Consider the following 10,918-nt stretch of genomic DNA (forward strand, 5'->3'; position numbering starts at 1 on the left):
TCACGGAGATGTGGTGCGCGGCGGCGACGGTGCGCGGGGTCAGCTCCGCGTCGTGCAAGTGCTGCTGCACGAAGGACTGGACGTTCGTCACCAGGACGCGCTGCCGGCTGGTCGGCTCCCAGCCCTCCTCCGCGTCCAGCCGGTGCGCGAACACCGCGGACACCAGGTCGCACAGGACCGTCTCCAGGCGCGGCCCGTCGGCGGGCCGGAAGGTCGCCGCGTCGGCGGTGAGCTGGGTGAGGAATCCGCGCAGCAGCGAGCCGACCCCGCGGGTGGCCGGCATCGGCTGCCCCAGGAGCCGGTTCACCGCGCGCCCGGACAGGGGCAGCGCGGCCTTCGGCAGCACGACCGTCATGGTCCGGAAGGACGTCTGGCCGTGCGCCGGGCGGAAGCCGTACCGCTCGAAGCGGGTCAGGTCCTGGACGTAGACGTCGCCGACGCCGGTCTCGCAGCTGCGGCCGCCCCACTCGGACAGCAGCGCGCCCTTCAGCGGCACCATCAGGTGGTAGACCTCCGGCACCTCACGGGCCTGCCGGGTCCGCCGGCGCAGCTCCAGCGGCCCGGTCAGGTCCTTGAGCCGTACGTGCGCGGATCCGAGCGTCAACTGGTGCTCGTGGCCGCGGAAGTCGGCCGGCCGGTCGCCGCCGACCTCCAGCGGCACCTTGGCGCGCAGGCTCTCGTGCCAGCGCTCGAAGCGGTCGGCCGCGGTCAGGGCGTCGTCCGCCGCCGCCGGCTCGGACCCGGTCCCCAGCCCGGCGCGGATCACCGGCCGTCCTCCCGTCTTGTCGGCTCCATGGCGCACCGCGCCGACAAGCGTGCGATGAACGCCGGGGGCTCGGGGCCGCGGGCGGAGTCGGTTCCTTCCCTCACCGCAGCGGGAAGGGCACCCCGTGCTCGGCGGCCGGGCGCGGTCCGGACACCCGCCGCTCGCCCGCGTCGATCGGCACGTCGTTGATGCTGGCCTCCCGGCGGGCCATCAGCCCCCGGTCGTCGAACTCCCACAGCTCGTTGCCGTAGGAGCGCCACCACTGCCCCGCCGCGTCGCGGCTCTCGTACTGGAACCGTACGGCGATGCGGTGGCCGTGCCAGGCCCACAGCTCCTTGCGCAGCGCGTAGTCCAGCTCGCGCTCCCACTTGGCCGCCAGGAAGGCGGTGATCGCCTCCCGGCCGGTGAGGAAGGTGTCGCGGTTGCGCCACACCGAGTCCTCGGTGTACGCGAGCGCCACCCGCTCGGGGTCGCGGGTGTTCCACGCGTCCTCGGCGGCCTGGACCTTCTGCGCGGCGGTCGCGGCGGTGAACGGGGGCAGTGGCGGGCGGACGGCCATGGCGGGCTCCTGCGGCGGGGGCGAGAACGGACGTTCTCGGGGAGGTGCGTGCTACCGTAGAGAACGACCGTTCTCCCGTCAAGCCCGAAGCGCCGCCCCGAGGAGGAAGCCGCCGTTGGACCGCGAGGAAGCCGAGACCCGGGCGCTGGACGCCGCCGAGCGGCTGTTCTACGCCCAGGGCGTCCAGAAGGTCGGCATGGACGCCGTCCGCGCCGCCTCCGGCGTCTCGCTCAAGCGGCTCTACCAGCTCTTCCCGACCAAGGACCGCCTGGTGGCCGCGTTCCTGCGCCGCCGCGACGTCCGCTGGCGCGCCCGGCTGGCCGAGCACGTCGACCGGGCCGCGCCCCCGGACCGCCCGTGCGAGCGGATCCTCGCCGTCTACGACTGGCTCGGGCTGTGGTTCGCCGAGCCCGGCTACCGGGGCTGCGCCTGGGTCAACGCCTTCGGCGAGCTGGGCGCCGCCTCCGCCGAGGTGGCCGGGCTCGCCCGCGACCACAAGCGGGCCGTCAGGCGCTACCTCGGCGAGCTGGTGGCGGCGGCCGGCCAGCCCCCCGCACTGGCCGATCACCTGCTCCTGCTCGCCGAGGGCGCCATGACCACCGCCGCGATCACCGGCTCGCCCGACCCGGCGGCCCACGCCCGGGCCGCCGCCCGCACCCTCCTGCACGCCGCCGCGAGCCCGGACGGCCGGCCCGCCTGAGCCGTACGCCCGGACGGCCGGCCCGCCCGAGCCGTACGCCCGCGCGGCCGGCCCGCGGCGGATCCCCCGCTGCTGGCCCATCCTCCGTGAATCCCCTCCCCGCCGGACAAGGCCGGGTGAGTGCCGTTGCCCGGCAACAGCCTGCCCGCTGGCGGGGAGGAAGTCCTTGGCACACAGTCCACAGTGCCTTGACGATGCGTTCACGGGCAGGGCGCCGCGGACGGTCCCCTCCCGGGGCCGGACGGGGGAACGGGCGCGGCCGCGCTGCCGCTCGTCGCCCTGACGGCCTGGCAGGCGCTGGTCGACACCGCCGGGCTGACCGCCGGCCAGCGGGTGCTGGTCCACGCGGCGGCGGGCGGGGTGGGCCATGCCGCCGTGCAGATCGCCAAGGCACGCGGGGCGTACGTCATCGGTACGGCCAGCGCGGGCAAGCAGGCGTTCCTGCGCGGCCTGGGCGCGGACGAGCTGATCGACTACCGCGAGACCGACTTCGCCGAGGCGGCGCGGGAGGTGGACGTCGTCCTGGACTCCGTCGGCGCCGACACGCGGGTGCGCTCACTGCGCACCCTGCGGCCGGGCGGGACCCTGGTGTCCATCAGCAGGATCTCCGGGTCGTTGACGAAGGTGGCCGCGAGCGCCACGCGCTTGCGCTGGCCGCCGGAGAGCTGGTGCGGGTAGCGGTCCTCGAAGGCGGCGAGACCGGTGCGGGCCAGCCACTCCCGGGCCCGCTCCCGGGCCTCCGCCTTGGGCACGCCCCGGAAGAGCCCGGATGATCGATGTCCTGGTCGTGGACGACGACTTCCACGTGGCCGAGATCAACGCCGCGTACGTGTCCCGCGTCCACCGCTACACCCGCCCCCCGAAGGGCGGACCGGCCCTACTCCGTGCCCGCCGCGGCGCCGCCGCCCGACTCCGCCGCCAGCAGCGCCGGGTCGAGGATCACCGCCTCGCGGCGCGCCGTCGTCGGCTCCTCGGGGAAGTGGCAGGCCGACAGGTGGCCCTCCGCGTTGCCCTCGACGCGGGCCAGCGGCGGCTCCTCCCGCGCGCACTTGTCCTGCGCCTTCCAGCAGCGGGTGCGGAAGCGGCAGCCGGAGGGCGGGTCGACGGGGGAGGGCACGTCGCCCGCCAGGCGGATGCGCTCCTGCGCGGCGTCCTGACCGGAGTCGGAGTCGTCCGCCAGCGCCGCCTCCGGCACCGCCGACAGCAGCGCGTGGGTGTACGGGTGGCGGGGCCGGGTGTAGATCGACTCGCGGTCGCCGACCTCCACCACCTTGCCCAGGTACATCACCGCCACCCGCTGCGAGAAGTGCCGCACCACGGCCAGGTCGTGCGCGATGAAGACGAACGCGATGCCGAGGTCGCGCTGGAGGTCCTGGAGCAGGTTGACCACCTGGGCCTGGATGGACACGTCCAGCGCGGAGACCGGCTCGTCCGCGACGATCAGCTTGGGCTCCAGGGCCAGCGCCCGGGCGATGCCGATGCGCTGCCGCTGGCCGCCGGAGAACTCGTGCGGGAAGCGGTTGTAGTGCTCGGGGTTGAGGCCGACGGTCTCCAGCAGCTCGCGGACGCGGGCCTCGCGGCCGCCGGGCGGGTGGATGCCGTTGATCTCCATCGGGCCGGAGATGATCGTGCCGACCGTCTGCCGCGGGTTCAGCGACGAGTACGGGTCCTGGAAGATCATCTGTATCTCGGACCGGACCGGTGCCAGGCCCCTGCGGTCCGCGTGGGTGATGTCCCGACCCCGGTAGGCGATGCGCCCGCCGGTGGGCTCCAGCAGCCGGGTCAGCAGGCGGCCGGTGGTGGACTTGCCGCAGCCGGACTCGCCGACCAGGCCGAAGCTCTCGCCCGCGTGGACGGTCAGGTCCACGCCGTCCACCGCCTGCACCGCGCCGACCTTCCGCTTGAACGGGAAGCCCGCCATGATCGGGAAGTGCTTGGTCAGCCGCTCGGCCACCAGGAGGGGTTCGCCCGGCGCCGGGGGCGGCGCGGGCTTGTCGGACTGCTGGGTCTGCGTCGTGGTCATGGGTCGCCGGTCCTAGCTCAGCCGGGGCTTGATCTGCTCGGTGAAGATCGTGCTCTGCTGCTCGGAGGTGAGGTGGCAGGCCGCCCCCCGCCCCGGCGGCAGCAGTGGCCGCTCGGTGCGGCACCGGTCGCCCTCGACCGCCTCGGAGTGCGCGCAGCGCGGGTGGAAGGGGCAGCCCGGCGGCGGGGCCAGCAGGCTGGGCGGGGAGCCGGGTATCGGGCTCAGCGGCCGGGTCACGTCCGAGCGCAGGCTCGGCATGGAGCCCAGCAGCCCCCAGGTGTACGGGTGCCGGGGCGCGCGCAGCACCTCGCGCACCGAGCCGCGCTCCACGGCCCGGCCCGCGTACATCACCAGCAGGTCGTCGGCGGTGTTGGCGACCACGCCCAGGTCGTGCGTGATGAGGATGATCGCCGAGCCGAACTCCTGCTGGAGGTCCTTGAGGAGGTCCAGGATCTGGGCCTGCACGGTCACGTCGAGGGCCGTGGTCGGCTCGTCCGCGATGAGCAGGTCGGGGTCGCACGCCAGCGCCATGGCGATCATGACGCGCTGCCGCATGCCGCCGGAGAACTGGTGCGGGTAGTCGTCCACGCGCAGCGCCGGGTGGGGGATGCCGACCTTGCCCAGCATCTCGATCGCCCGCAGCCGGGCCTCGCGCCGGGACGCGCCGGTGTGCTTGCGGTACGGCTCGGCGATCTGCCGGCCCACCGTGTAGTACGGGGACAGGGCGGTCAGCGCGTCCTGGAAGATCATCGCCATGGTGTTGCCGCGCAGCTTCTCCAGCGTCCGCTCGCTCGCGCCGGTCAGCTCCCGCCCGTCCAGGCGTATGTGACCGGTGATCTCGGTGGTGCGCCGGTCGTGCAGGCCCAGGATGGTGAGGTTGGTGACGGACTTGCCGGAGCCGGACTCGCCCACGATGCCCAGGGTCCGGCCGCGCTCCAGCTCGAAGGACAGTCCGTCGACGGCCTTGACGACGCCGTCCTCGGTGGAGAAGCGCACCCGCAGGTCGGACACGGACAGGAAGGCCCCGCCGGAGGGCGCGGGCGCGCCGGCCCGGGGCTCGGTGGCTGTGGTCATCGTCAAGGCTCCTAGGCGAGGCGTACGCGCGGGTCGATCAGGGCGTAGACGGCGTCGACCAGGATGTTGAACACCACGATCGCGGCGGCGCTCACCAGCATCACGCCCATGAGCATCGGCAGGTCGGTGAGCTGCACCGACTCCACCGCCAGCCGCCCCATGCCGTGCAGCGTGAAGGTGTACTCGGTGATCATGGCGCCGCCGAGCAGCGAGCCGAGGTCGATGCCGAAAATGGTGACGATGGGCGCGATCGCGCCGCGCCACGCGTAGCGGAAGAACACCGTGCGGCCGGACAGGCCCTTGGCGCGGGCCGCGCGCACGTGCTCCTCCTGCAACTGCTCCACCATCTGGGAGCGGGTCATGCGGGTGTAGTCCGCCAGGAAGATCAGCGACAGCACCAGCCACGGCAGCAGCAGCCCCTTGAACCACGCCCCGGGACCGGCGGTGAACGGATGGTAGGCGGGCTGCTCCAGGATGCCGAGCCCGCTGACGAACCAGGCGAGGCACACCACGCCGACGAAGTAGACCTGGAGCGAGGAGCCGATCAGCGACAGGGAGCTGACGAGCTTGTCCGCCCAGGTGCCGCGCCGCCAGGCCGCGATCATCCCGATACCGACGCCGAACAGCAGGAACACCGCGGCGCCGCCGACGGCCAGGGACAGCGTGGTGGGGAAGCGGTCGACGATGGTGTCCCAGACCGGCTCGTTGTTGACGAAGGAGTAGCCGAAGCACGGCGCGGAGCAGTGCCCGACGGCGAAGTCGCGGCCGGCGACGATGCCGACCATGAACTTCCAGTACTGGACCGGTATCGGCTGATCCAGGCCCAGGTTCTGCTTGATCAGCGCGAGGGACTCCGGATCGCAGTTCTTGCCGCAGGCGAGCCGGGCCGGCTCGGAGGGCACCGCGAAGAAGAGGAAGAACGTGATCGCGCTGATCAGCACGAGGATCACGATCGCGCCGAGGGTGCGGCGGGTGAGGAATCTCAACATGGCGTCGTGGGTCTTCCGGCTGTCGTGGAGCGTGCGGCGGGGGGCGGGCCGGACCGGTCAGGTCCTCGGCTTCACTCGACGTAGACGGCGGTGGGGTCCACGCCGCCGTAGACGGTGTTGTACTTCACGCCGCCGATGCGCGAGCCCGACAGGGTGAAGAGCTGGTTGTAGAAGATCGGGACCGCCGGGATCTCCTCGGTGAGGATCCGCTCGCTCTCCTTGATCCACTCCTTGGTGGCCTGCTTGACGTCGCCGATCAGCTTGATACGGGCGATTTCCTTGTTCACCCCGGGCGCGTTCAGGTGGGAGTAGTTGGCCGAGCCGTCGTAGACGCTGCCGCCGTCGTACAGCGGCGGCACGACCGTGGAGGCGGACGGCCAGTCCGCGCCCCACGAGGAGCGGTAGACGTCGTACGGCGCGTCGACCTTCCCGATCTGCGTGTAGTACGAGCTGGAGTCGATCTCCTTCTTCTGGACCGTGAAGCCGGCCCGCTCCAGCGCCTGCACGATGACCAGCGAGGCGTCCTGCGCCGGACCGGTGTTGGCGTAGGCGTAGGTCAGCTCGTAGCCCTCCTTGCCCGCGGCCTTCAGCAGCTTCCGGGCCTTCTCCGGGTTGCCGGCCGGGTACTTCTTCTTCTCGAAGGGGTCGAACGACGGGTCGTAACCGTCGACGGTCGGGCCGACGAGCCCGCCGGCCACCTCGCCGGCCTTCAGGCCGCCGTACTGGAGCAGGATCTGGGCGCTGGGGTAGGCCCAGGCGATGGCCTGGCGCACCCGCTTGTCCGTCACCCGCCGCGTGTTGATGCTGGCCACGTCGACGTACGGCTGCACCTCGGTCAGCGAGCGCTTCATCGCGCCCTTGTCCTTGAGCATGGTGAGGATCTGGGTGGGGTCGACCGCGTTGGTGAAGGTCATGGCCTGCTTGTCGGCGCCGCGGTCGGCGCGCAGGCGGCGGGTGGAGTCGGTCCACTGGTGGCCGAAGGAGACCACGAACCGGTCGACGTACTGGTGGCGGATCGGGTCGGTGCGCGGATCCCACTGGTCGTTGCGGACGAACTCCACGCTCTCGCCCGGCTTGAAGTTCCGCACCTTGTACGGCCCGGAGGCGACCGGCGCCTTGTCGTACCGCTCCTTGGTGTCCTTCTCCGGCGGCACCGCGCCGATGTTCGGCATGGCGACCGCGAGCGGCACCTCGGCGCGCGGCCGGTTGAAGTGGAAGACGATCGTCTTGTCGTCGGGGGTGTCGAGCACCGACGGCGGCAGGTGCCTGCCCTCGTACGGGCCGTCCGGCAGCGCCTTGCGGTACTCCTGGCCCTCGCCGGAGAGCCACTGCTGGAGGTAGGTGGGGCCCTCGGTCAGGTACGGGGCGTACAGCCGCTCGACGGCGTGCCGCACCTCGCGGGAGGTGATCGGCGTGCCGTCCTCGAACCGCAGCCCGTCCTTGAGCGTGTACGTCCACGTCCGGCCGCCGTCCGTGGCGCGGCCGGTGTCGGTGGCCAGGTCGCCGACCAGGGTGATCTTCCCGGTGGCCGGGTCGATCTGGTAGCTGGTGAGGGTGCGGTTGTACAGCGTCTGGGATATCAGCTCGTCGCTGACGTAGATCTGGGCCGGGTCGAGGTGGTCCAGGGCGTCGCGCTGGAGCACGGTGACCGTGCCGCCCCGCCGGGCGCCGGGCACCGGGGCGGCGGGCCCGGCGGACTGGGCCGGGGTGCCGATGGTGATGCCGCTCGCCGTGATTCTCGGCTGCCCGATGTCCCGGTCGGCGAAGCTGCCGCCGTCGCTGCACGCCGTGAGCACCAGCGCCCCGGCGGCGAGCCCGGCGGCGGCCGCCCGCGCGCGGCGGCGGCCGGTCAGCGTCTGCAACATCATGGGGGTGTACGCACCTGCCTCGTGGACGTATGGGGGTTCGTCTGGACGGCGCGCGGGTCAGCGCGTGGTCTTCGGGTCCAGGGCGTCCCGGACCGAGTCCCCGAGCAGGTTGAAGGCGACCACGAAGGCCACCATGGCGATGCCGGGGAAGAACATGTACGTGATGTCGCCCTCGTAGAAGTCGGCGCCCTTGGCGAACATCCGGCCCCAGTCGGGCGTCGGCTCCACGATGCCCACGCCCAGGAAGGACAGGCCCGCCTCGGCCGTCACGAAGGCCGGCAGCATCAGGGTGGCCTGCACCAGGATGGGCGTGGTGAGGTTGGGCAGCAGCTCGCGGCGGATGACGCGCCACGAGGAGGCGCCGGTGACCCGGGCCGCGTCCACGTACTCCCGCTCGCGCAGGCTGAGCACCTGCCCGCGCAGCAGCCGGGCCAGCTTCATCCAGCCCAGCACCCACAGCACCAGGACCAGCGCCGTGACCCGGAAGTAGGTGGGCGTCTCCTTCTGCGGGCTGACGAACAGGGCGGTGACCACCGGCATGAAGGCCACGAAGAACAGCTGCTGCGGGAAGGACAGCAGCAGGTCGATCAGGCGGCCCAGGAAGTAGTCGGTGCGCCCGCCGAGGAAGCCCGCGGCCACCCCGACGACGATGCCGGTGAGCGTGGACAGCGCGGTGGCGGCCAGGCCGATCAGCAGCGAGGTGCGGATGCCGAACACCAGCTGCATGAACACGTCGCGGCCGAGCTTCGGCTCGATGCCGAACCAGTGCTCCCCGTCGATGCCGCCGTTGGCCTTCACCGGGAAGCCGGTGACCGGGTCGAGCAGCGTGGGGTCGTCCAGGCCGTAGACGGTGTACGCGTCCTTGCCGTACAGCCAGGAGATCACCGGGGCGAGGAGGGCGACGAGCACGAAGAACAGCACGACTCCGGCCGAGATCATCCCGGCCCTGTCGCGCTTGAAGCGCCGCCACATCAGCTGACGCGGCGCGAGGCCCGCCGGCCGCTCTTCCCCCGTTTCGGCCCGGTCGGCCTTGCCGAACCTGTCGGCCTCGGCCTGGTTGCCGGCCCTGGCCTGTGTTGAACCCGACATCGTGTAGTGCCCCCGCACCTTCTAGGTTGAGCGACTTTCGCAATGCCGTCCCGGCGCAGTCAAGGGGCCACGGGGAGCGGGGGAGAGACTCGGCCGGTTCTTGAGCGAAGGTTATGCGAATTGATGCGGGAACGTGCTTGACGAAGCTCTCATGTATCGGGCAAAAGGTGTAGAAGGGCGTGAAATCGCGTTAACGTGGAGGCAACTTGACTGTCTCCACACCGATATACGGACGCGCCAGGCTGATCTGCGTACGGCCGTGCGGGTGCCGTAGACCGGCCGGGGCGCGCCATGTCGCTCCGGCCGGTCGCCGTTCCCTCTTTTTTCGGCACTGTCGCCGTTGTCGCTTTTCGGTGATTTCGGCGCCTGTTCGGCAGCGGTGTTCCCGCGGTTTTCCGGACGCGGTCCGTCCGGGGTGTTCGCGTCGGCGCCGTTTGCCCGAGGTGCCACCACCAGGCGCTGTTTGCCCCGGGTGCGCCCTGGGGAATCCAGTGCCATGGGGCAGGGACGCATACTCGCGCGCGAGGCGCGCTTCTTCGGCGCACTCGTCTGCGCGGTTCTCGGGGGAATCAGCCTGGCGTGGATCATCAGGGACCTGGGGGAGGCCGACGACACCGGCGGCAACCTCTGGTGGACGTGGGCCGGGCGGCCGGGCAGCCTCGACGCCCTCTTCGGCTCCTCCCTCATCGACCTCTCGCTCGTCGTCGTCTACGTCTTCGCGGGCGTCGCGGCGCTGCGCTCGTCCTCGGGCGCGGGCGCGCTGGCGGCGGCGGGCGCGATCACCGCGGTGCTGCGCCTGCCCAGCCTGTGGAACCTGGGCTCCGACTGGATGAACGGCGTGCCCGACGGCCTGAAGACCCGGGCCACGCTCAGCGCCTGGGCGGACGTGGTGCTCGGCGTGCTGCTGGTGGCCGCCGTCGCCGTCGCCCGCCGCCCCGCCGCCCCCGCGCCGCCGCCCGGCTCCTGGGGCCCGCCGGGGTACGGGCCGGGCGGCCAGGCGCCCGCGGGGTACGCGCCCGGGTACGGTCCGCGTCCGTCCGCCGGGCCCGACCAGGCGCCGCTGCGCCCGCGCGTGGGCGCGGCCGTGACCGCCGCCTTCTTCCTCGTCGTCATGGCCGGCATCACCATCGCCTGGCAGTGCTACTGGGCCCAGGAGTACGGCTGGGACCTCTACAAGCACCTGATCACCGGCAAGCAGACGCTGCGCACGCTGCTGNTCTACAAGCACCTGATCACCGGCAAGCAGACGCTGCGCACGCTGCTGTGGGTGCCCAACGCGTGGGCGGCCTGGGCGCTGGTCCTGCTGCTGCTGGGCACGGCCCTCGCCGCCATGGCCCGCGTCCCCGCCGCCCGCCCCTTCGGCCTGGCGCTCGGCGTGGTGGTGCTGGCCGACGGGATCAGCAGCACGTCCCTGTACGTCGAACTGGACTACGTCGACCACTTCGACGACCTGCCGACCGTGGCCGTGCTCAGCGTGCTCACCGCCTTCTTCGAGATCTTCCTCGGGCTCGTGCTGATCGCCGCGCTGTCCGTGCCCGGCGCCGACCCGGCGGCCGGGCCGTACGGCTGGCAGGCGCCGGTCCCGCCGCCGTACGGCGCGTACGGCGGCCCGGGCGGGTACGGCGCGCCCGGCGGGTACGGCGGCGGCCCGGGCTCCGGCTACGGCAGCTCCGGCTACGGCGGTTCCGGCTCCGGCGGCTACGCGGACGACGGGGCGTACGGGCCGGCGGGCGCCCCGGGGGCCGGCGGCGGGTACGGCTACCCGGCCGGGTACGGCTATCCCGGCCCCGCGCCCGGCGGGCCCGGCCCGGCGGCCGGCGGGTCCGTGCCGCCGCCGCCCTCCTACCCGC

The 10,918-nt window shown here is 72.6% G+C and carries 9 protein-coding genes and 3 pseudogenes; 4 read left to right on the forward strand and 8 right to left on the reverse strand.

The genetic code is table 11. The annotated features are described in order from the left end of the window. Together RKE29_RS23340 and RKE29_RS23345 are read right to left on the reverse strand one after the other, a co-directional pair. A partial coding sequence (locus RKE29_RS23340; protein ID WP_312007551.1) for an AraC family transcriptional regulator occupies positions 1 to 766 on the reverse strand: 766 nt, incomplete at its 3' end. 100 nt (positions 767 to 866) lie between these two features. Continuing rightward, positions 867 to 1,325 carry a nuclear transport factor 2 family protein gene (locus RKE29_RS23345; protein ID WP_312007552.1) on the reverse strand — a complete coding sequence of 153 codons (459 nt, stop codon included), beginning with the start codon at positions 1,323 to 1,325 and terminating at the stop codon, positions 867 to 869. Between the two features lie 115 nt (positions 1,326 to 1,440). Between RKE29_RS23345 and RKE29_RS23350 the strand changes: the two genes are divergently transcribed. Then, complete coding sequence (locus tag RKE29_RS23350; RefSeq protein WP_312007553.1) at positions 1,441 to 2,025, forward strand: helix-turn-helix domain-containing protein; 585 nt, start codon at positions 1,441 to 1,443, stop codon at positions 2,023 to 2,025. Between the two features lie 261 nt (positions 2,026 to 2,286). After that, a pseudogene (locus RKE29_RS23355) lies at positions 2,287 to 2,622 on the forward strand (zinc-binding dehydrogenase); the annotation flags it as partial. Here RKE29_RS23355 and RKE29_RS23360 read toward each other — a convergent pair. After that, a pseudogene (locus RKE29_RS23360) lies at positions 2,616 to 2,786 on the reverse strand (ATP-binding cassette domain-containing protein); the annotation flags it as partial. The pseudogenes RKE29_RS23355 and RKE29_RS23360 sit on opposite strands and share 7 nt — an antisense overlap. Before the next feature lie 8 nt (positions 2,787 to 2,794). Here RKE29_RS23360 and RKE29_RS23365 point away from each other — a divergent pair. Beyond that, positions 2,795 to 2,866, forward strand: a pseudogene (locus RKE29_RS23365) (two-component system response regulator); the annotation flags it as partial. 36 nt (positions 2,867 to 2,902) lie between these two features. Here RKE29_RS23365 and RKE29_RS23370 read toward each other — a convergent pair. From RKE29_RS23370 to RKE29_RS23390, 5 genes are all read right to left on the reverse strand, one after another. Next, entirely contained in the window at positions 2,903 to 4,048 is a 1,146-nt protein-coding gene (locus RKE29_RS23370) for a dipeptide ABC transporter ATP-binding protein (RefSeq protein ID WP_312007554.1), read from the reverse strand. A gap of 12 nt (positions 4,049 to 4,060) precedes the next feature. Next, a complete protein-coding gene (locus tag RKE29_RS23375; protein ID WP_312007555.1) occupies positions 4,061 to 5,122 on the reverse strand; it encodes an ABC transporter ATP-binding protein in 1,062 nt (353 codons plus the stop codon). Positions 5,123 to 5,133: 11 nt separating this feature from the next. Further along, positions 5,134 to 6,111 (reverse strand): ABC transporter permease, encoded by a 978-nt coding sequence (locus RKE29_RS23380; RefSeq protein ID WP_312007556.1) that lies wholly within the window; start codon positions 6,109 to 6,111, stop codon positions 5,134 to 5,136. Between the two features lie 71 nt (positions 6,112 to 6,182). Beyond that, on the reverse strand, positions 6,183 to 7,979 hold the full coding sequence (locus RKE29_RS23385; protein WP_312007557.1) for an ABC transporter substrate-binding protein: 1,797 nt from the start codon (positions 7,977 to 7,979) through the stop codon (positions 6,183 to 6,185). A gap of 57 nt (positions 7,980 to 8,036) precedes the next feature. Next, a complete protein-coding gene (locus RKE29_RS23390; RefSeq protein WP_312007558.1) occupies positions 8,037 to 9,068 on the reverse strand; it encodes an ABC transporter permease in 1,032 nt (343 codons plus the stop codon). 496 nt (positions 9,069 to 9,564) lie between these two features. On the opposite strand from RKE29_RS23390, the gene RKE29_RS23395 reads away from it, so the two are divergent. After that, positions 9,565 to 10,918 (forward strand): hypothetical protein (locus tag RKE29_RS23395; protein ID WP_312007559.1); only part of this gene is annotated, 1,354 nt, incomplete at its 3' end.

The sequence above is a fragment of the Streptomyces sp. B1866 genome (genome assembly GCF_031932565.1).
Taxonomy (GTDB): Bacteria; Actinomycetota; Actinomycetes; order Streptomycetales; family Streptomycetaceae; genus Streptomyces.

What these genes read in the sequence shown, in the direction of transcription:
- RKE29_RS23380 (WP_312007556.1), bottom strand. Translation starts at nt 6,111, where the DNA reads ATGTTGAGATTCCTCACCCGCCGCACCCTCGGCGCGATCGTGATCCTC.
- RKE29_RS23370 (WP_312007554.1), bottom strand. Translation starts at nt 4,048, where the DNA reads ATGACCACGACGCAGACCCAGCAGTCCGACAAGCCCGCGCCGCCCCCG.
- RKE29_RS23385 (WP_312007557.1), bottom strand. Translation starts at nt 7,979, where the DNA reads ATGATGTTGCAGACGCTGACCGGCCGCCGCCGCGCGCGGGCGGCCGCC.
- RKE29_RS23345 (WP_312007552.1), bottom strand. Translation starts at nt 1,325, where the DNA reads ATGGCCGTCCGCCCGCCACTGCCCCCGTTCACCGCCGCGACCGCCGCG.
- RKE29_RS23375 (WP_312007555.1), bottom strand. Translation starts at nt 5,122, where the DNA reads ATGACCACAGCCACCGAGCCCCGGGCCGGCGCGCCCGCGCCCTCCGGC.
- RKE29_RS23390 (WP_312007558.1), bottom strand. Translation starts at nt 9,068, where the DNA reads ATGTCGGGTTCAACACAGGCCAGGGCCGGCAACCAGGCCGAGGCCGAC.